We start from the raw sequence: 25,004 nt of genomic DNA on the forward strand, positions 1-25,004 counted from the left end.
TGCTTGTCTCGAGCTTCCGGTAAAACCCGAAAGTCAAACGCTTAGTTGTTTGACCCCATGTATTCAGAAGGCGTTTGATCAAATTGCTTTTGAAAACACTTACTGAAGTAGCGCGGGTCACGAAAACCAACATGATCAGCAACTTCTGTAACACGAAATTTACCCTGAACAAGTAGCTGAGCAGCACGCTTGAGTCGGATACTCTTTACAAAGTTTTTTGGTGTCTGGTTGGTGAGTGCTTTGATTTTGATGAATAATAAAGGCCGACTGACAGCCATTTCATGTGCAAAATTTTCAACCGTAAGCTCTGGGTTATTCATATTATCTTCCACAAATTGGAGCGCGTTATTCAAGAAGTGTTCATCCGCCGAGGTAATATTGATCTCCTTCGGATCAAAATTGAGCACCCTGGCAAACTTGTCTCTGGCTTCCTTTCTGGATTGAAGGGTATTGCGCACCCTCAAAGCCAACTCTTCCGGATGAAAAGGCTTGGTGATGTAATCATCAGCTCCAATCCTCAGCCCTTCAATTTTAAAGAGAGAAGCCGTACGGGCGGTGAGTAATATCACAGGGATGTGGCTAATTTCCAAGTCTGTTTTTAGCTTACCGCAAAAGGTGATTCCATCCATTTCAGGCATCATCACATCGCTGATAACGAGGTCAGGTAAATGCTTCTTGGCCATCTTTAAGCCTTTCATGCCGTTTTCTGCGATCACCAGACGATACTGCTCCGAAAAAATCTGCTCGATGTAACTCCGAACCTCCGGGTTATCTTCGACAATAAGTAACAAAGGCGCTTCTGCAGGAGGCGTACCTTCTTGCTCTTGGATGGTAGGCAAGATCACTGGCATGGCTAACATCGGTTCATAATCCGCTGTTTTATCCGGATCGGCATAATCATTATAAATATCCGTATCCGAAAAGTGGTCACGCCCTTTGAGTAGCTGTACAACAAAAGTGGCGCCTTGGGCTTTTTCCTCGTTGTGGCCCCTAGTGGGTTCAACAAAAATCTTACCGTGGTGGAGCTCTACCATCTGTTTGGAAATAGCAAGGCCAATCCCCGTGCTTTTGAGATTGGAATGGGCAAGGCTGGATTTTTCGTAAAATCGTTTAAAAATTTGATCCTCCAACTCGGCGCTTATCCCTACGCCATTGTCCTTTACCCTAACCTCCACATAGTCTTCGCTTTCGGTAATCAGCAAGGTGATTTCACCACCTTTTGGCGTAAACTTGAAGGCATTAGATAAAAGATTGAAAAATACTTTTTCCAACTTGTCTTGATCAAACCACAGGTTAACAGCCTCTACTTCCGGAACGAAAGTATAAGTGATGCTCTTCAACTTAGCCGTTTCCTGAAAAGGTAAAAATATCTCTCCAACAAAATTGACGAAATCGCTATGCACAATCTTCATCGTCTCGTGATCGGTCACAAGTTTACGGAAGTTCAGTACTTGGTTGACTAAATTAAGCAGGCGCTGGGCATTTCGCTCAATCAGCGACAGTTGTTGAAAAACAGGCTCCGGGTGTTTCTCCCTTCTCAATAAATCTTGCAATGGCCCGAGAATGAGCGTCAGCGGGGTACGAAACTCATGGGTGATATTTGTAAAAAAGCGCAACTTCATCTCTGTTAGCTCTTCCTGCTGCTGCTTGGCGACCTGCTCCAACTGTAATTTATGCTGCAAACGAACGAAGCGGATCAGGCCAAAAGTCAGGCCACTTACCAAAGCAAGGTAAATAAGGTAAGCCCACCAACTGCGCCAGGGCGGCGGCAAGACAATGATCTCTAACGCTCGTTCCTCTGAATTCCAGACACCATCACTGTTGCCTCCTCGCAGTCTGAAAACATAGGTCCCCTCTCGTTGAATAGTGTAGGTAGCCTCCGTTTCGCCAACGCTGTGTTTCCACTCCCGATCGAGGCCTTCCAGTTTGTAGGCGTAGTGATTATTCTCGGGGCTAAAATAATCCAGCGCTGCAAAGCCTAGGGTAAAGTTGGCTTCATTGTATTTAAAGGTGATGCTTTGGGTCTCGTTGATACTACGTTCCAAGCAACTCCCCTCTTCTCCAATAACCACTGCGCTATTATTCTTTTTCAATTGGGTAAAAACGAGCGGTGGGATAAATTCGTTAGCCAGAATTTTTTCAGGATCAAACAATGTGAAGCCATCAATCCCCCCAAAAAGCAGCTCCCCCGAGCGCGTTTTGTAGTAAGCATTGAAATTATACTCCAGGTTTTCCAATCCATTGGAGAAATTGTAATTGGTGAAAGTCCCTAGGTCAGGATTATACCTGGAGAGCCCATTATTGGTACTTATCCAATAATCTCCGTTATCCGCTTCCAGTATCCCAAAGATCGTATTACCGGGAAGGCCATCCGCCACGGTAAAGTGATCCAGCTTCCCCGACTTGGGTTCCAGGCGGTATACGCCACTGCTAATAGTTCCAATCCAAACCTGCTGCTTACTGTCTTCCTGTAGGGCATAAATTTTCTCACCGGTTAGGAACGCCTCAAAGCGGTCAGGGAGACCATCTTTCCCTAAAAAGACCTTATTGACTCCTCTTTCTGTCCCTATCCAGCATTGACCATCCTGGGTTTCGAGAAAAACCCTGGTAAGGTCAGAACTGAGGCTAGTGCTATCCTCCGCGTTATGGCGGAAGTTGTGAAAACGCCCTTGCTCCAAATCCAACAAATCAAGGCCGCCACCATAGGTAAGAATCCAGAGGTAATCGCCCCTTCTTTTCAAGCCATAGACATTGTCGTGGGCGAGCGAGTTCTCTACCAGTGGATCGTGCTGGTAATGACGGAAGGTTTCGGTTTCTAAATCTAGCAGATTAAGCCCTGCCTGAAAAGTACCGATCCAGAGTTGGTTGCCATCCAGAAGAAGTTGTTTTACACTATTGCCACTCAAGGCGTTTCCTGCTTCTCGTTGCGCCTGATACTGTTTAAATTGACTATTCGTACGGTCATAATAATTCAGCCCTCCTCCCCCTTCGGTGCCAATCCACAGATTACCCAATGGGTCTTCCTCAAACGAACTGACGACATCGGCACCAAGCCCATTCCCGGAAGGTGCGTAATGGAAATTCGTGAAGCGATTATAGTTTTCATCAAAGTGATTTATCCCCCCATAGTAAGAACCTACCCAAAGACTACCCCGCTGATCTATGTATAGAGAACGAATGGAGTTATCAGACAAGCCATCATTGCCCGTAGCTGCTTTTTTGTAGCGGAGAAATTCGCTCGTCCCTTTTTTCAAAACATTGAGACCATCAAAAGTACCTACCCATAAATCGCCTTTCCTATCCAGGCACATGGCCCGAATATTATTGTTGCTCAGTGCGTTAATATCATTTTTTTCGTTCCGATAAACCTTCATTGTATGAGCGGCCCTGTTCCAGTAAGCAACACCATCCTTGAGGGCTCCCAACCAGAGATTGCCTTCCTCATCTTCCAGCATACTCTTGACATGGATGTCCGCTGGCCAAGCCGAGGGAGGCAAGGGTAAGCGATTAAATGAGTAGGTGCTCTCCGTTTCTTGCAAAGCATATAAACCGTTGGCGGTACCGAAAATCAACTCTCCATCAGCATCTTCCAGGATAACTTCTATATCGTTACTCCCCTGGTGAGGAGAATTATTGTTCGCAAAGTAAAAGCGTTCAAAGGAATTCGTCTTTTCGTCAAAGAGGCTCAAACCTACCGAGGTGCCTACCCACAGTCGGCCTTTGCTGTCCCGATAAATGTGCCGAATCACGTTACTGGTAAGGGAGGAAGGGTCTTTTTCGTCGTGGTAATAATTCTGAAATTTATCTGTAGAGGGGTCATAGCAACTAAGCCCCGAGATCGTACCTGCCCACAGGCGATGGTGCACCGTATCGGCGTAGAGGGCGCGAATATCGTTGCCAGCCAAGCTATTGTGTGTCGTATCGTTGCGATAAATTTCAAACTGGTAGCCGTTGAATTTATTGAGTCCGTCTCTGGTACCAAACCACATAAAGCCCGATCCATCTTGTACGATAGAAAAAACGGACGTCTGTGATAGGCCTTCTTTTTTGGACAAATACTGGAAAGAAACGGTTTGTTCTTTCGACCAGTTGAAAACCAACCAACAGCAACTAAATATTAACCACCACTTGCTACGCATTTTTTTATCTCATTTCCCGACACTAAGCTGGACTTTCGGCATTCGCCGAAAGTCGTAGAGGGATGCGGGGCGATTGCATCACCCCTTTAAGTAGAGGGTAAAGGGACTTCGTTTACCCAAGAGGGAAGCGGCTTTTAAATTTCCAACCTCGACCTATTAGACTGATATTGGAAATTAATAAACATTCGTCTTTCCATCTCTATACCCTCTACCAAAAGGGCGCGAAGCGGCCTGTGTCCTTGTACGGAATTTGGCTAAAGTCCAGCTAAGAGCATGTTTTGAGATAACAAGATAAGTGTTCTTGGGTTCTTATAGCAGCATAGGAGCAGTCAGCAACCTGACAAGATGGTTTTTGAGGACTTAAGTGCTTGATTTTATTTTCTTTTTTTATCTTTAGTAATGCTTAGTTCCTGTTGACAAACAGTATGCATTGAGCATTCTCCCCTATTTTTCTTGCGACTTTAATATCCAGTATCTGATTACCAGGTCCTGCATTTTCCATATACCAATACCCATATTCAATGTCTATTATCACCACGGCCATTGGCCTTATTCTCGTTTATCTTATCCTCAGCTTAATGGTTTCTGCTATTCAGGAAGCCTTGGCGAGTTGGTTCTCCATGCGAGGCAAACATCTTGGCCATGCTATCGATCAGATGCTTACCAATGAAAAAACAACGGAGGGCACACTGGAGCTTGACAAGTCTATTCTGGAAAAATTCCAAAACCACCCTTCTTATGGAGATATGGTTCAGGATAAAAACAAGCAGTCAGCTAACCATGCGACTCACCCTTCCTACATGAGTGCGGCTACTTTTTCTAGTATTTTACTGCATGTTTTAGACGGCAAGGACGTGAAGAACCTCACCGCAGCTATCAATAATATGGAAGACGGGAAGTTGAAAAAATTCTTACTGGATTGCCTCGCTGAAGCGGGAAATGACCTCACCAAATTCAGGGCTAGACTAGAACAGTGGTACGATCAAGTAATGAGCCGCGTATCAGGCTGGTACAAATCCTACACCCACAAAATCATTATGGTGGTGGGCTTGCTCGTAGCCGTCTACATGAATGCAGATACCCTTTCGATTTATCAAAAAATGTCGTTGGTTGCAGCAGGTTCTAGCCAAGAACAGGCCATTATTGGACTGGCCCAGGATTTTGTAGATCAACGCTACGATGGTTTCAATCAGCAGGTCAATGAGATCAAACTATCCCTCGACTCCGCTGCGCAAAAAACGGACTCTACCCAATACGCCAGTTTGTTGCTCGAGCATAATCGTCAATTACTCACACAGGTAGATTCATTAGTGACGGTTACTACTGCTGCAAGCTCTCCCCTGGGGCTAGGCTGGACCAAAGCCGAGTGGGTGTCTGTAAAAACCAACTTCCCTGCAATGCTCAACAAACTAATAGGCCTGCTGCTTACCACTTTTGCGATTTCTCTGGGTGCACCTTTCTGGTTCGACATGCTGAAAAAGATCATCAATATTCGCAATGCGGGACCTGTTTATCAGAAGAGTGAGGATAAGGGTTGATGGTTGTTGGTTTGATTGCTTGTTGGTCTTTCCCACCTCCATCACTGCGTGACACCTCCGCCCGAGCGGAGGACAGGGGTTCCGTTGGGGCTATCTGTGTCTCCTGCTCAGCGGAGGTGGCCGTAGGTCGGGGGTGAGAGCTTGTAGCTACTAGGCGAGATGTTGCGTTTTGGTGAAGCCATTTCTCATTACACTTAGGATCATTCTTTTTTCTTCCTACGCCGCCTTGGTTTAGGCGGCGGAACAGTCGCATGTTCCTCTATCCAGGTAGCGATTTGAAACTTTACTCCTTCCATATCATTGAGAACCCTTGAGCTGGAAAAACGAAGTGTGGTGAATCCAAGATCAGCTAGAAATAAATCTCGTCTTTTATCATAAGCTTTTTGCTTCTTGTTTTGATGAGTGATGCCATCTACTTCTATGACCAAACCAATCGGAAGACAAGCAAAATCTGCAATATAGAATCCAATGGGGCGTTCGCGTCGGAACTGATAACCAAGCATGTTTCGATTGCGTAGCGCGTATTTCCAAAGTGCAGCCGCTGATTTTGTAAAATGCTTTCGGTTGTGATTGGCATAATCCTTGAGATGCCTGTTGTAATTATAGTGACTCCAAGAGCGGGGTGCTTCTTCGTGTTTCATGAGCGCGTATTTTGTGAGAGCTAAAGTCAAAGGTATCAAGTTAGGAGCTATTAAGGGAAGATACAAGTTTTTGGTGAGGTCTTTCCCACCTCCGTCCTGTGGACACCTCCGCCCGAGCGGAGGACAGGGGTGCCGCTAGGGCTATCTGTGTCCCCTGCTTTGCGGGGGTGGCCGGCAGGTCGGGGGTGAGAGGTAAGCTACTAGGCGAGATGTTGCGCTTTGGCGAGGCCATTTCCCACCTCCATCACTGCGTGACACCTCCGCCCGGGCGGAGGACAGGGGTGCCGCTAGGAGATGGCTGAATTGGTGCGTAAGGCGAGGCCTGAAGCTCAGCGGACGGAGGAGCAGGCCAAGGGATAGTAGGAAGCGATAGCGACCGGATAGCCTGGTGCCGATCCCGTCCCGACTAGAAAAGTCGGGACGGGAGACGGCATGGCCCCAAATGAACTAAAAGTCTAGCTTACATGTCCTTCTAATGACTTACATGACTCTCACTCATTGCTAAGAGAAAACCCTCCTTAATCTTATCTTTAGGGCAACTTTCAAACTTTTCAACTTTCAAATTTTAATACAGTGCATAAACTAAACTTTCTACTAAGCATTCTTTTCTTTGTTCCTCTTCTTGGGTTCGCGCAAAATGCCGAAGACGACTTTGAGGGCAATAGTACCATCACTAGCTGGTACGGCGATGACTGTGGAATGGACAATGCCTATGGCAACCCATTTCAGGAAGGCATCAATACTTCGGCTACGGTTTTGCAATACCAAGATAATGGTGGGCAATATGCCAATATTCGGTTCGAGATTGACGAGACCTTTGCTTTGTCGCAAAACGCAGCTTTTGCTTTAAAAATTTACGTTACGTCCAGCAGTATCACTGGCGGCCAACCCAACCAGGTATCGCTTAAACTTCAGGATGGTGATTTGCCCGAGCCGTGGTCTACACAAACGGAAATCATCAAACCCATTGTGCTGGACCAATGGCAAGAGGTGACCTTTGATTTTGCGAATGATCCGTATCAAAACCTGAATGAGGGATCGCCGAACCCTGTCACACGCACCGACTTCAATCGGGTCGTCTTACAAGTAAACGGCGAAAACAACAACGACCTTGTCACGGCCTATATCGATGATTTTGTCTATGGCGTTGACAACGGAGAAGGGAGTATCTACAACCAACTGGTGTGGGCCGATGAGTTTGACGGCAATGGGCCCATTGACCCCACCAAATGGCACCACCAAACGCAGCTACCTAATGGCGGCAGTTGGTTCAATAATGAGCTACAGCACTACACCAATCGCGTGGAAAACTCGTATGTTGAAGATGGCTTTTTGCACATTGTAGCCAAGAAAGAAAACTTTACAGACCAAGGCTACACCAAGTCTTACACCTCAGCGCGCCTCAACTCCAAATTTGCCTTCACTTATGGCCGTGTAGAGGCGAGAGCAAAACTCCCATTTGGTTTGGGTACCTGGCCTGCGATCTGGATGCTGGGCAAAAACATCACCGAAGCAGGGGGATACTGGGCCAACACCTACGGTACTACCGGATGGCCAGCCTGCGGCGAAATTGACATTATGGAACATTGGGGTTACAATCAGAATTATGTACAAAGTGCGTTGCACACGCCTTCTTCCTTCGGTGCTACAGAGAATCATGGAGGCACGCTGGCTTCGGATGTTTCGAATACCTTCCACATCTACGCGTTAGAATGGACGCCGGAAGAGATGCGATTCAGTATCGACGGGAGTGTATACTACACCTATGCTCCGAACAACCAAAACCCCGCGACCTGGCCCTTTGATGCCGACCAGTACCTGCTACTCAACGTAGCGATCCAGGGCGAGGTTGCTGGTAATTTCACCCAAAGCCCGATGGTGCTTGACTACATCAGGGTTTATCAGGAAGGCACCAATACAACGGCTGACACAGAAGAATTGCAGCAGATTCAAGTATTTCCAAATCCGGTAGAAGGGCCATTAAACATTACCGTTCCCGCTACGCTGGCAGGTGCCCAAGTGAAGGTATATTCGGCCGCCGGGCAGGTGCTTGTACAGGAATTTACGCAAGATTCTACCTCGCTGACGCTCGATTGGTCGGGTTATCCGGCGGGGGCTTATGTCCTGGTGTTTGAATCGGGGGGTGAGCGTGTTAGTTATAAGGTGGTGAAGATTTAAGGGGGACGTTTTTTTGAACCACCAAGGGCACTTAAGTTTTTTTTAAAAAATCGACCTCGGCAAAGCCAAACTATACGACTATGTTGTGAAACTAATCTAGACACCTTTTTATCACATAGACACAATAACAGTTTTTAATTACTCCCTTTTTTACCACCAAAGGCACTTAAGGTTTTTTCCTTTGGTGCCTTTGGTGGTTTTAAAGAATCACTCTACCACCTCATCGCTCCCCAAATACTTGCGGTCGCCGTGGGTATACCAGTGTCGTTTGGCGGGAATGCGGAGTGCACCCACCTGGGCTTCGCCCTCTAGCAGGATATACTCGCCGTCGTTGGCGGCTTCATCGTGATAGAAGCGGTAGCCGCTCAGAGCGTAGGTTTCCGGGTGGAAGTAGAAGTACCAGGTATCGCCGCCCACTTCCTCTGTATAAGTGACTTTCATTTCTAGTAGCTCTTTCCCGAAGAAGTCTACACGATAAACGTTATCGTCGATGATGGTGCCTGGGTCACGTAGTTTCATGGGCAAGCCCCAGAGGTAGGTGTAATAGTTGCTATAAACGGCACCGGCTTCACAGCTTAGCCGGTGTTGGCGAATTTCTTCGGGTGTAAAGCCATCCGTCCGGCCATTGAGACTAAAGGTGCAACCTTCTGCATTGTATGCTCGATATATTTCGTCTCTCCCTCGTATCTGCGCGAGGGTAAACATTTCGTGCCCTTCATCCATCGTCACTTCCGAGCGGCGGTAGCTACCACCGGGGCGCGACTCGTAGAGTTTGAGGCTAACAGGCAGCACGCCCCACTGCGCCTGGGGATCGTGGTAAGCGATGGTTTTCTCCAGCAGTTGGGAGCCGCTAACATAGGCTACCGGCTCTTTGTTCCATTCCCTGAGGGTTTGGGTATTCATGCGCACGTAGTGCGGGTTGGGAGCCGCCTCGGCCAGTTCTAGCGAACGCGCCATGATCTTATCGGCGGCGGAATAGTTGCCCAATTCATGCTCAATGATGGCATGATAGCGCATCACTCCAAACTGGTCGCCATCGAGGTCCTGCCGGCGATCCATCCATTCTTTAGCCTGTTGCAAATCCAGGTTATTATCTAAATAGTAACGTGCAGCACGATAATAGTCAGGGCCAGTGGTCTTTGCACCAAAAGACTGGTTAATTAGTTTTTCAACCTGCTCATGGGTGCCCAAGGTCACTGGAATCTCCAGGCGGGTGTTCTCCCACTCCAGCACAAGGTCAGCACTCGTATGAGTAATGTTCATCCAGCGAAACTCCATACTTTCTACCCGCTCGGGGAGGGCTTTCGTGGGTAAGTCTACCCGCAAAACATCTTTGGATGGGTCATAACCGCGAGCGCCCCAAAGGGTCGTATCTTTACTCAGAATCAGCGTCCACTCGGCATCTTCACGCGGAATGGTGTAAAGCGCATAAGTACCTGGCGGAACTATCTGATCTTTTATACTTATCTCGCGGTCGAAAAACAACGTGGTCGCTTCATTAGCGCCTGTACGCCAAACTTCTCCGTAGGGGATCAGCTCACCAAAGATCTTTCTTCCCTTAACGCCAGGGCGGTGATAATCCAAGGTGAAGCTAGTCAACCCAACCTCCGTTTCTACACGTGCCGGCGCGCTGGCTGGTGGCAGCGTAAACTGAGCATTGAGCGCCAGTGGGAATAACAGCAGGAGTAAGCTGTACCATTTTAATTGTAGGAAGAAAGAATAGGAGGTAATAAGCTTCATAACAGTTTTCAGTATTGTGAAAGCGTAACGACGATCTTGCTAATGTACGTAAGTATTACGCAAAAAGAGGATGCTGTATATCGTAAAAATGTCAGATAGAATGGCTGCACAGTAGCTCAATTTGCCTTATCTTGCCAGTTCTTAGAGCACGTTTGGGGCGGTTTCGTAGCGAGAACAAGCTCCCAAACAAGCTCTTAACTTTCAACAATTTAAAAAGTGTATTTATGAAAACTTTTATTACAAGTATTGTGCTTTGCCTGTTTTCTCTTCCGCTATTGGTGGGGCAAAACAATGTAGAGTTTAGCGCCAGCGACAGCTGGGGTTCCTTTATGAATGTCTTTAGAGCCAATGGTGATTATTGGTTTGGTGATCCATGGAGTGTTGCTGATCTCAAGACAACACTTAATGCCGGTGAAAACACAATGACATTGCAACCCAACTTCAATACTTATGCTGACAACCCCACAAATCCAGAATGGGTAGATCAGACATCAGGTGAGGGCGTTGCTACGATGGAGGCTAGTACCTTCGTAGAGCCAGGGGCCAGCTTTAATGGTCAGGACCTTACTTTTTCGGGTACGGTACAGTCTTACACGATAGATGACGCTTACACCGTTAAGTTCTTCATCAAAGCACTTGATCCTGAGAATGGTTTTGTTGATGCTTTAGGTGGTTCAAAGACTTTTGACCTGCCTACCAGTGGAGACTTTACTGTAAGCGCAACTGGTGCTGAATTGGCACCGGGCTTACTTGTCCAGTATGGCTTCAGTGTTACTGGTCTAAATGCAAACCCTGCTAACGAAGCTGCCCTAGGTAGCGTTGTGATTACTGGAGAAGGTACTCCTTCTGGTTCAAACAATATTCTATGTAATGCCAGCGACAACTGGGGTTCCTTTATGAATGTTTTCAGAGCCAATGGTGACTATTGGTTTGGTGATCCATGGAGTGTTGCTGATCTCAAGACAACACTTGATGTAAGCGCGAATAACATTATATTGCAGCCTAACTTCAATACTTATGCTGACAACCCCACAAATCCAGAATGGGTAGACCAGACAACTGGTGAGGGCGTTGCCACCATGGAAGCTAACACCATACTAGAACCCGGGGCTGCCTTTAATGGTTCTGACCTCACTTTTTCAGGAACGGTAGATGCTTACACGCTAGATGACGCTTACACCGTTAAGTTCTTCATCAAAGCACTTGATCCCAATAATGGTTTTTCTGATGCCTTGGGTGGCTCAAAAGTTTTTGATCTACCCGCTAGTGGAGCATTTACGGTAAGCGCAACTGGTGCGGAATTGGCACCTGGCTTAACGATACAGTGCGGCTTCAGCGTTACAGGTAGAAATGCAAACCCTGCTAACGAAGCGGCTTTGGGTAGCGTAGTCATCGGCCCAGGCACGGTGTCTGTCAACGATTTGAACAATCTAGAAATTGCGATGAGCGTTTTCCCTAACCCTACCCATGAAACTTTGTTCATCAAGAGTGATGCACAAGTTCAATCTTACCAGATTGTAACGCTTTTGGGTCAGACGGTACAGCGTGGTAACGCTACCAAGGAGATAGATGTAACAAATCTAGCTGCTGGTACTTACTTCCTTAGCGTTCAAGCGGAAGAAGGCAACAAAGTGATGAAGTTCATCAAGAACTAAATCCTTCGGATATTTATAAAAATGCCGCTTCTGATAAAATCAGAAGCGGCATTTTTATTTGAGACGGAAGCACGACAAGATAACACTCGCTATTTATTAAATAAAGACCTACCTCTTTTTTCGAATTTATCGAAACACCTGTTCTGATGTACAATTTCATCCAGGTCCTGTACCAAAAAAGCAAAGGCTTATGTAGTCATTTTAAGTAGCCAAAACAACATTAAGATTGTCAAAAGAATTATGATGGCAACGGAAATAATGTAGACAAAGGCCTTTTTACGTACGGAACTAGGAGAAAAGAATCTATCTAAAAATCGCACAAGTAAAGATGGGTCTGCTTTCACCTTCTCTTTTCTCTTTACTCCTGTTTTTATAAGTACTCTATCAGCATCGTGAAAAACTGATTTTGGAACTCGAATAATCGCACCTTCATCTCCCAGATACTCATGTAACTTTTCTCTGTACAATCGATACTCGTACAACACCTCATAACGAATAGCTTCCTCTTCAAGAATTGCACATGCCTTCTCGAAGTTTGCTTTTATCCTCGTTTCGTAAACTTTAATGTACGGCATTAATTGATGGGTTTTCCATCTCGTCTCTAAGCATACAGAAGCTCTCCTTGCAACCAACTTTCCCAAATTCCTACCTCACCAAAGTGAGACTGCCTTGTTCTTCAAACTGCCGATCGCCAATTTGAAAGTTGATCATATAGAGGTAGGATTCAGAAGGGACTTGATTATTATTAAAGGTGCCGTCCCAAAATTGTGCGACGGTATTCGTTTCAAAAACAACTTTGCCCCAACGGTTGAAAACCTTACAATTGTAAGTATCAATATTAGCCTTGGTAAACAAGCCAAAAACGTCATTATCCCCATCACCGTTAGGCGAAAAGATATTCGGAACACTGTACAATATCCCTAGATTCTCAATACTGATGCTGGCCTCTTGCACACAACCAGCTTCGGAAGTGGCTGTGACCGTGTAGGTTTCCGTCCCCTCCTGGTCCGCTAAAGTAGTTACCGTAGTTGAGTCTGCTGCCGGATCAGAAAAAGTATTATTCTCGGAAGAAGACCAGTCGTAAATATAATTTTCTCCACCCGGCGTAGGATTCGCAATCAACTCCAATTCCGTACCCGCAGGAAAGGCGGTAGTGGTATTGGGCATAATGTCGATAGCCACATCAAATTGATCATTATCTACGGTGATTAACACGTCATCGTAAAAGGGAATGCCACAATCATCGAGAATTTCAACCGTGTACAAGGTGGTTTCCGTCGGCGAAGCAATAGGATTGGAAATCCCCGTATCAGATAGTCCGGTTGCAGGCGACCAAAGGTAACTTGCACCACCACTGGCTTCTAATTGCAGCGACTCTCCCGGACAAATGGTCTCGTCAGCTAATTCATTAAGGAAAGAAGTGTAAGAAAAACAGACCTCATGGACATTATTGAGCCCTCCTGTAGCGGAGGTAAATCCCCAGAATACGAGTGGGTCGCCATTGAAAATCTCGTTGACAATATCAGCCGTGTAGGTTAAACGCAGGTCACAATCAAGATAAATAGAAAGCGTTTGTGTTTCTGCATCCCAGGTAATCCGTAACTGGTGATATTCGCAATCCTCAATATTAGGTTCATCTACATTCGCTTGAACGGGGCCGGCTAGCGCTCCTTGAGGCATTGTATGGTTGACGATCCCGTCGCTAATAATGGTTATGTGATCGTAGACTGGGTCGCCGAAATCCAGGTTCTGGTACGTATCAAACTCCACTCCTAGAGCAGGCTCTACATCACCAAAACCGATAGCTCCCCCTCCCCCACCAATAGAGGTACTGATGGGTTGTAAACCAAAAACAATCCCATCTGCTCCTTGCAGGTCTTCACAACCTAAAAAGAGGTCTGCCAATAAATCAAAAGATGAATTCAGGTTGATCTTCTGCCCATTCCACAAGGAGCCTGCCTCCCAATTTACGGCAGCAGTAAGCTGATAACAACTGTCATTGGTAGCGACGGCATTTCCGTTTAGGAAAAATTGTGCCTGCCCGGGAAAGCAGGTAGAGAGATAAAGGATAGCAAATAAACTAAGCCTTTGGGCAATGTAATTCATGTTTACTAATTTTTTTAGGAACAGCACAAAAATAAATTGAGCCGTCGTTTTTCAAAAAGCTGGCTAAGCGGTTCACTTTAAGCGTGTCAGCTATTTGAAAAACCACAGAGACGGTTCAATTTATTCTTTGCGTATCTAATGCAAAGCAAATTTATCAATAAATAGCTATTCTATAGCATTTACTCCGCTTCTACTTAACACTTTTCACCCCATAGGTTTTCTATTCAAACGCTCCTTTTTCTAAATAATCCATAAATGAATCATAGCGCTGAATGTCGCTGACTCCTTTGCGGGTGCAAAGCATAAAAATGGCCGACTCTGCTTGTCCGATTAATACGACGGTAGTTGATTCCCCTACTTGAATATCATCAAAAATATTAATGAGTCGTTTTTGAAAGATGCCGCTTGTTGTTTTCACCATAAATTCTTTCCCCTTCCGCTCCACAAGAACATAGTTATCGTATCTCCGGGGCGTTGCAACAAGAGACCTCTTGGTTATCTTGGAAAGGATTTCCGCTTGTTCTTTGGTGATTTTCATTCCTTTTAGCAAACCAAACAACTCGTTTCGCTTATCCGCTGAAGATAACGTCATTAGTTCCTGAGGCACAATAGCGTTTCCAGCCTCGGTTAAGCTCCCTGTTGCCAGAAATGAATCTTTATAGTCATTCCCTGTCTGATTATCGTCCGTAAACAACTGATCCAAACCTAACAAATCTTTGCCAAATTGCAACACATTCTTCGCAAATGAGCCTTTCGCTTCTTTGGGCAAACTATTTGACCAACTTTGTAAAACTTCCTTTTCTATGGGCGAAAACCGGGGGTGGGACAGAAAAAAATCATCGAAAAAACGTTTCTCTTCTACAGACAAAGACTTCCTACTAAAATCAGACCCTATACTTCCTTGCTCCCCCCTTTTTGCTAAAGCCTCACTCGGCAAATCCGCTGTCCGGCCAAAACGATCAAGGTTTGACTCCCCGAGTGTAAACTCATCAGCCCGAGAAGCATTTCTTCCCAGGTCATCATAAACAGAAGCGCTTCTACCAACATCATCAAACTTCGTTACCGAGCGGCCACACCCTAATACTGCATTGTCGGCAAACCTTAGCATACTCGTTAATGCAATACCCAAAACTGCAACTACCCCTCCAATACCTCCTCCGCAGCCTGTAGATTCTGAATTCGCCATATTTTACTATTTCTTGGAAAGAATCGCTATCCACCCACCGTCAGCGGCCATTTCAGCGGCGACTCTCGTGTTTTTGTTTACCTCCAAAACCTCTCTCTTGTAGTCTTCTACAAATCGATCGGCATTTACGCCATCCTTAAACATTTTCATTTCAAACAGCCCGTCATCCATTCCGAACACGGAGATTTGTCCTCAAATTAATCAATTCCTGCTATTTCTTATTTCTTTATGAGTTAGCATACAAACATATTTCTGGTCATTCGGTATTGCTGAAAAACAACAATAATTACAGATATTGTGTTTTCTCTTCAATACATCAATAAAAAAGAACTAAATGGATATTTCCGCAGTAGTAGAAGGTATTAACGCCAAAGCCGCGGCCGCCCCCCCGCTAGGTAACACCTTGAAAATTGATTTCGGTGACGAACAAGTTGTATATGTAGATGGTACCGGCGATCAGAACGTTGTGACAACTAGCGACGCTGATGCCGATTGTGTCATCATCATTACTACCGAAAACTTCATAAAACTGGTCAAAGGAGAACTTAATCCAATGATGGCCGTCATGACCGGCAAAGTGAAGATCAAAGGAGATATGGGTGTAGCAATGAAATTACAGTCCTTGGTGGGGTAAAACTGGCTAAAAGCGGTAAGCGGGAGAAAAGGGTCTAAGTGTGTAAAAGTGTAAGGGTGTAAGGGCTATTTCAGTTCTTGTAGTAGCTGCAATACTTCTGACTTCCACTTTTGCCATGGACATTCCTACTGGGCCCGCTTCCGCTTTTTCCTAAATTAACCCAACAATATCCGCAGTGCAGTGAGGGCCGTAACCACCATGACAAAATATCTAAATGCCTTTTCAGGGATCATTGCTACTACTTTAATGCCTACCCAAAAGCCGAGAAAAATGGCAGGAACAACATAAACATTGAGGCACAGACTCTGCCAAGAGATAGTGTGCCACGACCAGATGTGAAAGGGCACCTTAAACCAATTGATGAGCATAAAAAACCAGGCCGCAGTGCCAATAAATTGCCGTTTGGGTAAGCGTGTAGCGAGGAGGTAAACGGACATAACAGGGCCGGCAGCATTGCCCACCATCGTCGTAAAACCGCCTGCCAGCCCTGCAAAGCCGCTCACCAAAGGATGCTTCATGAACCTTGCGGAAGGGGGGCTGCGTTCTTGCCAGATGAGTAATACGAGCCCCAAAATAACAATCCAGGCGAGGATATTACCGAAGGTTTCGTCATCCAAACCCTCCCCTATCCAGACGCCCAACAATACCCCCATAGCTGCCGCTGGTAATAGACGCAGCAGGTAAGACCACTTGGCGTCGCGACGATAGTAAACCACCGCCAGTGTATCGGCGACAAGCAATAGTGGCAACACCAAGCCTGTAGAGGCTTTGGCTGGAAAAGCCTGTGCCATTAACACAACCAGGACCATGCCCAAGCCCTTGAGGCCTGCCTTGGATAAACCGACCATAAAAGCGGCTCCAGCTAAAGTAATCCATTGAATTGTTTGTAAATCGTTCATTGTTTATCTTAATTCTCTGACAAATACCTTATTTATTGGTGGTTGACAAGTAGTAAACCCGCGTCATAAAACAACACACAACCAACTGATAACCAATTAAATAAACACCAACAGAAAGATGATCTTGTATTAATTATAAAAAAATGGTAGATATATTCGTTAGTTAGGCCTACTTTTGCATTTTATTAGTTGCAGTGGTTTTATCTAAGCTAGCGCTTTTTCTTGTAGTCGGGTTGCTGTTTATGCCCTTAAATAAAGGTGCAATATATCAAAACGAGCTTCACATTCCTTCATGGAATATGTACAGAAAAATTCCGCGTACCTGATTAACTGGCATTTCCGTAACACTAACTACTTGGCCTTTTGCAATCCAGTGGATGATTGACGGGCTAAGTCAAATAAGTTTAAACGTATTATGATTATTATTGACCGCAAAGATGGAGAAAACATTGATCGTATGCTGCGCCGTTACAAACGCAAGCACCGCGATGTAAAATTACGCCGTGAATTGCGTAATCGCAAGCAGTTTGAAAAGCCATCTGACGTGAGACGCAAAGAGGTCCTGAAGGCCATCTACCGCGACCAAAAAATACAGAACGAAGAGCTTTAGATTAAGACTGGGTTCTTCTTAACCGTTTGAGTTATGATTCTCGACAAGATTAAAGCCTTTTTCCGTTCCGGATCAAAAGGCAGCAGCAGCACTACCAAGCGTACCGGTGGCCAGCGTACTGGCACCATTCGTTATTTCAATTACCGCAAAGGCTACGGCTTCATTTCCTGCCCAGAGCTGGAAGATGATACCTTTGTCCACGTTTCTGACACCAATGGGTCGTTGCGAAAAGGCGACCGTGTTACTTTCCGTATTGAACAGGAAGATAAGGGACCGCGTGCGCGAGAAGTAGAGGTAGTAAAGTAAGCAGTGATCGTACCATTGCGATCACACATTAAAGCTTTTTTTGCTATTTGCACAACCTGATATCTAGCTACTGCCAGTAGCCAAAGCCACCCCGTATATACGCTTAATACCTATCGTAGGAACAGCCCTACTGGGTGGCGCATAGTGACCGTACCATTGCGGTCATACTATTACCCTGTTTTACACAAATCCTAGTATCAAATACCCCAACGCAGCCAGTCCACCCGCGATCAAAGCGTAGGGGAGTTGTGTCTTGACGTGATCTACATGATCTGTAGCGGAGGCCATTGACGATAGTATCGTCGTATCACTGATCGGCGAACAGTGGTCACCAAATACACCGCCCCCCAAGGCGGCAGCTATAATAATATGAGGATCGGCCCCCAATGACTGCCCCATCCCTACCGCGATAGGGATCATGATGCCAAAAGTTCCCCAGGAGGAGCCAATAGAAAAGGCCACAAAACAACTCACTACAAAGACAAGAAAGGGTGCCAAAGCTGGCGACAACCAGCTTTGGGTAATCTCTGCTACATAAATACCAGTGCCAAGGTGTTCCTTACAAAGTGTACCTATGGCAAAAGCAAGCAGCATAAGCAAGGCAAGCGGAATCATGCCTGCAATACCCTTGAGTGTGAGGTCGACCATTTCGCGAATGCCCATGATACCTTGTGCTTTGTAAAACGCCATACTCACCAGTAATGCTCCCACTACAGCAGTAAGCACAGCCGTAGAGCCGGAGCCCTTACCGATGGCTAGCAGCAAATGGTCCCAGCCACTGCTTGGCGCTGCGGTAGCAGCATCTGCCCAGCCGGTATAAGCCAGCATGACAGGCATGAGCACCACCATCACCACAATAGGAACTACCATATTGTAAGCCTTGGGCGTAACACCCGGAGCTACTTCTTGTTCGGTAAGCTCATCTGTGACCATAGGTTGAGCATCGTCCCAAAGTAACTTCCCACTTTGAGTACGGGTTTCGGCCTTTTTCATAGGCCCAAAATCTTTCTTCCAGAGTATAATCGCCGGTACAATCAAAAGGGCCAGGATGGGGTAAAAATTCCACCCGATGCTGCGCAGCATGGTAGCAAAAGGGTCAGAAAAACCCTGCGCAGCCAACAAACTCATGATAAATGCCCCCCAACCATTGAATGGGATGAGGATGCTACTAGGCGCGGAACTGGAATCAGCAATATAGGCCAACTTCTCACGCGAAATCCCCAGCTTGTCAAACAGCGGACGATAAAGTGCGCCCACTGTAAGCACAGAAATACTGGACTCTACAAAGATAAGGGCACCTGTAAACCAAGCCAGCAGACTGACGATAACCTTGCTTTTCTGATCGTCTTGGCCTTCATAAGCTTGGAGCTTTCGCTGAACCAAAGCGATAAAACCAGCGACCCCGCCCGAGCGCTGCATAAAAACAATGAGCCCTCCTACCAAGGCACAAAACATGATCGTACGCGTATTCCCCGAATCCTTGAACACATCGACCAAGGCTTGTAGCGTATCAAATAAGCCATAGAGCGGATTACCGCCGTTGAGCATCGTCCAGCCCAGAAAGATGCCAAAGATCAGGGAGATAAACACCTGCTTGGTGAGGATGGCCAAAACAATAGCGATAAGCGGTGGCAGCAGGCTCCAAAAGCCGTGGTGGAGTGTTTCTTCCATGGTGTGTATACTAAGCGATTACTGTAGTTTAAAATTAACCGGATAATTCATTTTTGTCCTTAGCGGTGGGCCACCGTTGTTACCGGGCGTCCAGCGATTGCCTCTTGTTTGCATGGCCTGAAAAACCCTGAAAGCCTCTTTCCCAAAACCGTTTCCCGGATCATTAACCATCTGAATATTGGTCATGCTCCCATCTTTTTCAATTACAAAAGATACCATTGCTCTAGCCTCCAAACCTTTTTCACGGCCTTCGGAAGGATACTTGAGATTAGCAGCGATAAATTTCGTAAGTGCTCTATTTGAGCAACTGCTCGTAGAACAACCAGGGTAAAGCGGGTTATTTTTGACGATAAAATAAATTTTATCATCAGAAGCCGTCGTTTGTTGAGACGCTTCCTCTGTTTTTTTGACTACTGGATCAGTATTGATATAAAGCGGAGGTGCCTTAAAATCTTCCCGACTTAACGGTGTATCCCCTGCTGGCTGTTTATTTTGAGCCTGTTCTATGGAGTCTGTATAGCTCGCGATAAATTCATTAACGCGACGAACGATATTTTCGTCCTGAAATTTATTTGGCACACGGCGATAATCGGCGACCGCTGTCTTTGCTGCCTTAATATCGCGGTCCTGGATAGCGATCTTCATCTGCTTTTCCACCTTACTAGCTGCTATTTCTTCGGCAGATGGCCCAGTACATTTTTTCACCCCCCATATCAACAGAAGCAAGGTCACTAATCCCAGTACCGATCCCCAAATAATATTGCTTCTACTCCTTAGGATTTCGCTTGTTTCTTTGCCACTCGCTTGAGGGCTTGTTTTTTCTAATCTCTGGACAGGAACCGGGGGCTTTTCCTTTTTAATGGCCCCTTTCTTTTCTTCGCGCAAAATAGACTGCGTAGGCTGTTCGGTCACTGAACTTGACGCCGTTTCTTGCGTCAATTGTGCTAGCCGCTGTTGGGCAGCCTCTTTATAAGGAGTATCCTTTCGGATAAAACCCAACAAACCAAACTCTGAATCATAAACACTAATAAAAGCCCGCTTGTGTTCCAAATCAAGCCCCATAGCCAGGGCTTCGTCAAAATACGTACTTTGGGGGAATTCCTGGCAGTAAGTGCGAACCTCCTGGCGCTTAGCATCTATCTCCTTCAGCTTTTCATCCGGCATGGCTGCTATTCGTTTCCAGCTTGCCGCTGCACTTAGTTTCTTAATAACCTTCTGTGCTTCTTCCTGATGCTTCCCCTTCGGGAATAAGTGTGCAAACTGCTGAAAAGCCTCCAAGGTACCAGCAGTTTGAGCTTCCGTCCAGGCAATGCCCTCTTCTTGCGAACGGCGAAAAATAAACTCACCTCGCTTGTGCCCTACACCATGGATAGGACCTCCGTCGGGCAGTTGCTCGTAATTGGAGCGGGTTTGTTCCCGCACCTGCCCCAAAAGAAAATTGGTAGTAATATAAGGCCGCGCCGTCGTGCGCAGTACATCCAAAATACTCTCGGCAAAAGGGCTATGCTGCCCTGCCGGGCCATCCGCGACCACCTCATCATGCCGACCAGAACAGATCGCCCAACGGCTGGGCAACTGTGCCAACTCGCTCGCAACCAATTCTCCACTACGTTCTCCTCGAACAAAAAGGCTACCCGAGAAACAAGCATCTGAAACAAGCAATGTGTGCAAGGAAGGAATATCTCCCAAATAATCTCTGATCGTTGAATTCGGAATATAATAGCTAATACCATCACGAGGAGCATCCGTTGGCACCCAGAACCCCCGTTGACGATTATTCAAGTGCCCATGCCCTGCATAATAAACCAACAAGCTATCTTGGGAAGTTACTGTCGCTGCCATTTTTTCCAGCGCCAGGATAATATTCTCTCTAGTAGCTTCCTTATTGAAAAGCAGCGTCACCTTTTGCCTTGGCAAACCAAAGTCACGTATCAGCAATTCCGAAACTGCCTTTACATCACGTACCGCGTTATTCAAAGAAGGCCAATATTGATAATCATCAATACCAATACCTAGAAAATAAGTATCTCCCTTAGAAGGAGGAAATAGTTGGCCGGTGGTGGAAGGTCTTCCTGCCCGGTTTTTCGCCATAAACGATACTGTTTTGGCTGAAATATAAGCATTTAACGCGAAGTTTAGTAAAACTAATTTATGCAGCGTAAACTGCAAATCAATACCGCCTAGGGTACCTATTAACCATCTACTTCGCTCCATGTTGGCCACAGCAACTCAGAGGTACGGTTTTCTGGAGTTGCTCCAAAATTGCGATAGTCTGCCTTGGAGGACTATATGCACTTAGTGTTGCTGTGACCAAAAACACAAAAGGTAGCAATACCATTAATGATATAACCACTCCTCCTTTTACGAACAGCCCGAGACTCGACCTGAATGATATGTTACCAATGCATTTTCATTGAAAGTAAAATGCTTTCCTACGCCTCGCGGGATAAAAACAACACCGTCAGGTGCTTGCTTCTGTGGCAATGGCGAAAGTGCTTGGGGGGCCTCCTCTATCGGTGAAGTTCGCTCCAGTTCATAAGATTCTCGCCATTCCTTTGTATTTTCTATTTGTTGCCTAGCAGGAGCTTCCGTGCTCCCTGGATTATTCTTAGCGTAAAAACTACCCAGACTCAATATGACTATAGCTAAGAGGATATATTTCTTTTTCATACTATTTCTATTTTAAAAAATCGCAAGTTGTTTTTTGCGCAATAAAAGAACAGCACAAAAATAAATTGTGATTTTGTTTCCAGAACAGGTGGCTAAGCGCTTCATTTTAAGNGTGTCNNCTGTTCGGGAAACTTTAAAAAAATCGCAAGTTGTTTTTTGCGCAATAAAAGACCCCATCTGCACAAAACATGGTTATGTTCAGCAGATGGGGCGTGACAAATTATTTAAAAAACAAAACGTCTTACTCCGGCTTTTTGGCAAAAGCCGAAAGTCTGTCTTACCCAGGCTCTACCAACGTAACAGTGGTACTATCTATAAATTCGCCTTCGGGGGTATCATTTAACCAAAACCGGAATTTCAGCCTTACGCTATCAGGCTCAAACAACTCCGCTACAATGTTTGCGTACCAGCCACCATCGTTGCTACACAAAGGCTCAACGTGGCCCAAAGTCCAAACATCTGGTGTAATTTCTTCGATGGGCACAATGTCTACACCGGTCACATTACTGGGCACGGTATTGAGGTGCATCGAAAAGCGTTCTTCTCCCGGGTAGGTGATAAAGGCAATCGTATCCAGACAAAGGTGATCCGGCAAAACCCCGAAATAGAGGTTATCGCTGATAATGCCACTCCCACCAATGTTGACATAATTGCTAGGCCATACACACTCCCCTTCTACACATTCTAGCGGTTCGGGGCAGGCGCAAGCATTGTCATCATCATCGCAGCAAGAAGCAAGAAACAAAACGGGCAGTATAAGCCCTAATAGCATTTTGTGAATCATCAGATATTGGTTTTGATAGTGGGGAGCGTACGCAATGGCACGCCCCCATCTGTATTTACGGCAGCGAACTACCTGGAATCAATGGTTTAAATTTTCAAAAACGGTTGTGTACTGGCATTGTCGCCACTCACTACTTCGACCCAGTAGGTACCTGCAACCCAACTGCTGATATCGATAGGCCGCTCGATAGCCACATCCTTATTGAGTAGAATCTCCCGATGCACCTCCTGCCCTTGGGCGTTATAAACACGGAGGGTCGCGCCGCTTTGGGCTGCAGCCGGAATAGCAATGGTAACCTGGTCATTGGCAGACGTAGGATAGACCTTAAATGTACTTTGATTGAGTCCCAGTCCTGTACCCGGCAACCTAAAATCTGTTGTATTAGTGTTCTTACAAGAAGGACCAGACAAGAGGTCAAACTCTCCATCAACCTTGATGGTACCCGTCGATAAAAGCTCGTGGTCGTCCCAATCGCCGTAGTTAGCGAGGAAGCTGCCCACCTGGCCAATACGGTTATTGATATTATTCACAGGGTCGTTCTGAATACCTGCATTTCCAGGTGTTGGAATAGATCCGGCAACGTAAGTGGCCACCTTATCGGAACAGCAAAGGGAATTTTGAACACCGCCACTTTCCACAACACCTACCAGGTAGTAATCACTCGCAACACTGGCCTGAGCTTCGTAACAGCCGTAACCTCTGGTACGCAGATAATGGTTGGAAAAAAGGATTACCTCCATAGGTTGGTTGGGCGAAAGCGTCAAGAGGCCAATGCCCGACACCAGCGTTTGTTCTTCAACAAGTGGTGAATTAGAACAGTAGCCCTCATTGTTGCTAAAAGGCGTACCAGCCAAGACTGTAATCGCATCCCAGAAGCTATCTACCTGGTCTTCGGTGGGTAGTACCGGCCCCGGCTCTTCACCGCCTTCTGGTTCTTCTTCCTGCTGCTGCGTATCCAGAAAGAAATCGAATACTGGCTTTAATACATTCAAGGTATTGATCCAGAATTCCGGGTTCCAACTGGAGCTACAACGACGTCCAATCATTGCGTGTCCAGCATCCAATGGCGTGAGTTCGCCGGTGCCTAGGTTTCGGGCAACAACAAAGGCAAAATCTTCGGCTTGAGCAGCAGCTCCTTTACTGAAGATACAGCCCTTTTTCCGGGCTTTGATGTGCAAACTGGTGGTGTATTCGTACTCTACATCTAGTGGACGGTCGCAAGTACAATCTTTCGGCAAATCGGTACTAAACCCTCCGTAACGGATACACCCCAATAGGAACTTTATTTCCGAAAAAGTGGTAGAAATACCTTGTGCGGCTTCGTCGCCTTGTAGATTCGAGAGAGAAAAATCGGCACTACCACCGCTTTCATCTTGGCGTAAAGCCAGGTACTTTGATGCCCCTGCCTTAAACTGGTCAACATAAGTACGATCATTACCACTCTCTTCCGTATGCTGATCGATCGTTGGGTGAATGACTCGGTTTACGTAGTCAATCTCCTCGTAAGGGCCTACATTAATACTGGCGCGGGTGATCACCTGGCAACGACAGTTGGTTTCTACATCTCTGTTTGGCACAAATCCGGTACAGTCCCCCTGGTACGCCATCGGGTACCAGCTACTCAAGTTATTCATGTCCTGGTTCTTGAGCAACGGCTCATTGTTAAAGGAATAAGCTTGCAGGAAAGCTAGTTTCTCCAGAGGGTGCACGTTTATATCTTCGATAAAGGTGCAAAAAGGTCGCTGCCCCTTCTTTTGGGCAAACCAGCCCGACAACCTCCGAAACAATGGATCAGATACCGCAACCGGTTCTGATTGCGAGAAAGTCGACAACTTGCCCGTACCAGAGCTCATCATTTCTTCGCCCACAGCAACCATCACCTCCCACTGGTATTCGGTATCCAATGGTAGATCCTCGATCACTGCTTCTGGTTCACGGACGGTCACTTCTACCCATTCCGTTGTGCTATCGGCGGGCTTGTAGCGTAAAAGGTAATCACTGCTCGAATTGTCCACAGCTTTCCATTTTACGTAACCCGTCGCATCACCTTGAAAGCGAATACTCACGGCCGCGACCGGATCTATTCGTTCCGGGCTTTTGTAGACCGCTCCAGTTTCATGGTCTTTGGTTTCATACGCCACTTGCGCCCAGGAAAAATTGCTACAATAAATTAAAATCATCAATGTAAGAGAGAAAAGCGTTTTTAAATTTTTCATTTTCTAAATTTTAAATACTAAATAATTTAAA

Annotated in this window: 19 protein-coding genes; 6 read left to right on the forward strand and 13 right to left on the reverse strand. The window is 46.1% G+C overall.

Features of this window, described 5'->3' with window-relative positions; translation table 11 throughout:
- Nucleotides 1-41: 41 nt before the first annotated feature.
- The gene (locus A3EU_RS0112620; RefSeq protein WP_020536536.1) at nucleotides 42-4,139 is read right to left on the reverse strand and encodes a hybrid sensor histidine kinase/response regulator transcription factor; all 4,098 of its coding nucleotides are present in this window, start codon (nucleotides 4,137-4,139) and stop codon (nucleotides 42-44) included.
- A gap of 521 nt (nucleotides 4,140-4,660) precedes the next feature.
- Here A3EU_RS0112620 and A3EU_RS0112625 point away from each other — a divergent pair.
- Entirely contained in the window at nucleotides 4,661-5,677 is a 1,017-nt protein-coding gene (locus A3EU_RS0112625) for a hypothetical protein (protein WP_020536537.1), read from the forward strand.
- 200 nt (nucleotides 5,678-5,877) lie between these two features.
- On the opposite strand, the gene A3EU_RS30295 is transcribed toward A3EU_RS0112625, so the two are convergent.
- Nucleotides 5,878-6,318, reverse strand: a complete 441-nt coding sequence (locus tag A3EU_RS30295; RefSeq protein ID WP_020536538.1) for an endonuclease domain-containing protein — start codon at nucleotides 6,316-6,318, stop codon at nucleotides 5,878-5,880.
- 573 nt (nucleotides 6,319-6,891) lie between these two features.
- On the opposite strand from A3EU_RS30295, the gene A3EU_RS0112635 reads away from it, so the two are divergent.
- Nucleotides 6,892-8,496 carry a family 16 glycosylhydrolase gene (locus A3EU_RS0112635; RefSeq protein WP_020536539.1) on the forward strand — a complete coding sequence of 535 codons (1,605 nt, stop codon included), beginning with the start codon at nucleotides 6,892-6,894 and terminating at the stop codon, nucleotides 8,494-8,496.
- Between the two features lie 207 nt (nucleotides 8,497-8,703).
- Here A3EU_RS0112635 and A3EU_RS33910 read toward each other — a convergent pair whose 3' ends face one another.
- The gene (locus tag A3EU_RS33910; protein ID WP_020536540.1) at nucleotides 8,704-10,236 is read right to left on the reverse strand and encodes a DUF6503 family protein; all 1,533 of its coding nucleotides are present in this window, start codon (nucleotides 10,234-10,236) and stop codon (nucleotides 8,704-8,706) included.
- Between the two features lie 224 nt (nucleotides 10,237-10,460).
- On the opposite strand from A3EU_RS33910, the gene A3EU_RS0112650 reads away from it, so the two are divergent.
- Entirely contained in the window at nucleotides 10,461-11,891 is a 1,431-nt protein-coding gene (locus A3EU_RS0112650) for a T9SS type A sorting domain-containing protein (RefSeq protein ID WP_020536541.1), read from the forward strand.
- Nucleotides 11,892-12,079: 188 nt separating this feature from the next.
- On the opposite strand, the gene A3EU_RS0112655 is transcribed toward A3EU_RS0112650, so the two are convergent.
- The 4 genes from A3EU_RS0112655 to A3EU_RS34250 all read right to left on the reverse strand — a co-directional run bounded on the left by A3EU_RS0112655 (nucleotide 12,080) and on the right by A3EU_RS34250 (nucleotide 15,354).
- On the reverse strand, nucleotides 12,080-12,466 hold the full coding sequence (locus A3EU_RS0112655) for a hypothetical protein (RefSeq protein WP_020536542.1): 387 nt from the start codon (nucleotides 12,464-12,466) through the stop codon (nucleotides 12,080-12,082).
- Nucleotides 12,467-12,536: 70 nt separating this feature from the next.
- Nucleotides 12,537-13,997 carry a lectin-like domain-containing protein gene (locus A3EU_RS0112660; protein ID WP_020536543.1) on the reverse strand — a complete coding sequence of 487 codons (1,461 nt, stop codon included), beginning with the start codon at nucleotides 13,995-13,997 and terminating at the stop codon, nucleotides 12,537-12,539.
- Between the two features lie 220 nt (nucleotides 13,998-14,217).
- Nucleotides 14,218-15,183 (reverse strand): hypothetical protein, encoded by a 966-nt coding sequence (locus A3EU_RS0112665; RefSeq protein ID WP_020536544.1) that lies wholly within the window; start codon nucleotides 15,181-15,183, stop codon nucleotides 14,218-14,220.
- Between the two features lie 6 nt (nucleotides 15,184-15,189).
- Entirely contained in the window at nucleotides 15,190-15,354 is a 165-nt protein-coding gene (locus A3EU_RS34250; protein WP_020536545.1) for a glycoside hydrolase family 97 C-terminal domain-containing protein, read from the reverse strand.
- Between the two features lie 163 nt (nucleotides 15,355-15,517).
- Between A3EU_RS34250 and A3EU_RS0112675 the strand changes: the two genes are divergently transcribed.
- A complete protein-coding gene (locus tag A3EU_RS0112675; RefSeq protein ID WP_020536546.1) occupies nucleotides 15,518-15,817 on the forward strand; it encodes an SCP2 sterol-binding domain-containing protein in 300 nt (99 codons plus the stop codon).
- Between the two features lie 155 nt (nucleotides 15,818-15,972).
- Here the strand turns inward: A3EU_RS0112675 and A3EU_RS0112680 are convergent, their stop codons facing one another.
- Nucleotides 15,973-16,716, reverse strand: coding sequence for a sulfite exporter TauE/SafE family protein (locus A3EU_RS0112680; RefSeq protein WP_020536547.1), 744 nt, complete (start codon nucleotides 16,714-16,716; stop codon nucleotides 15,973-15,975).
- 415 nt (nucleotides 16,717-17,131) lie between these two features.
- Here A3EU_RS0112680 and rpsU point away from each other — a divergent pair, with 415 nt between their 5' ends.
- Both rpsU and A3EU_RS0112690 read left to right on the forward strand, forming a co-directional pair.
- Nucleotides 17,132-17,326 carry a 30S ribosomal protein S21 gene (rpsU, locus tag A3EU_RS0112685; protein WP_020536548.1) on the forward strand — a complete coding sequence of 65 codons (195 nt, stop codon included), beginning with the start codon at nucleotides 17,132-17,134 and terminating at the stop codon, nucleotides 17,324-17,326.
- Nucleotides 17,327-17,359: 33 nt separating this feature from the next.
- Nucleotides 17,360-17,632 carry a cold shock domain-containing protein gene (locus A3EU_RS0112690; protein ID WP_020536549.1) on the forward strand — a complete coding sequence of 91 codons (273 nt, stop codon included), beginning with the start codon at nucleotides 17,360-17,362 and terminating at the stop codon, nucleotides 17,630-17,632.
- 180 nt (nucleotides 17,633-17,812) lie between these two features.
- Here the strand turns inward: A3EU_RS0112690 and A3EU_RS0112695 are convergent, their stop codons facing one another.
- From A3EU_RS0112695 to A3EU_RS0112715, 5 genes are all read right to left on the reverse strand, one after another.
- A complete protein-coding gene (locus A3EU_RS0112695) occupies nucleotides 17,813-19,303 on the reverse strand; it encodes a Na+/H+ antiporter NhaC family protein (RefSeq protein ID WP_020536550.1) in 1,491 nt (496 codons plus the stop codon).
- 18 nt (nucleotides 19,304-19,321) lie between these two features.
- Nucleotides 19,322-21,394: a TonB family protein gene (locus tag A3EU_RS32775; protein ID WP_020536551.1), complete on the reverse strand. Its 2,073-nt coding sequence runs from the start codon at nucleotides 21,392-21,394 to the stop codon at nucleotides 19,322-19,324.
- A gap of 270 nt (nucleotides 21,395-21,664) precedes the next feature.
- Nucleotides 21,665-21,973 carry a hypothetical protein gene (locus A3EU_RS0112705; RefSeq protein ID WP_020536552.1) on the reverse strand — a complete coding sequence of 103 codons (309 nt, stop codon included), beginning with the start codon at nucleotides 21,971-21,973 and terminating at the stop codon, nucleotides 21,665-21,667.
- Nucleotides 21,974-22,250: 277 nt separating this feature from the next.
- Nucleotides 22,251-22,757: a hypothetical protein gene (locus tag A3EU_RS0112710; protein WP_020536553.1), complete on the reverse strand. Its 507-nt coding sequence runs from the start codon at nucleotides 22,755-22,757 to the stop codon at nucleotides 22,251-22,253.
- 86 nt (nucleotides 22,758-22,843) lie between these two features.
- Nucleotides 22,844-24,973 carry a T9SS type A sorting domain-containing protein gene (locus tag A3EU_RS0112715; protein WP_020536554.1) on the reverse strand — a complete coding sequence of 710 codons (2,130 nt, stop codon included), beginning with the start codon at nucleotides 24,971-24,973 and terminating at the stop codon, nucleotides 22,844-22,846.
- Between the last annotated feature and the right edge of the window lie 31 nt (nucleotides 24,974-25,004).

Origin of the sequence: Lewinella cohaerens DSM 23179, assembly GCF_000379805.1 — a bacterium.
Lineage (GTDB): Bacteria > Bacteroidota > Bacteroidia > Chitinophagales > Saprospiraceae > Lewinella > Lewinella cohaerens.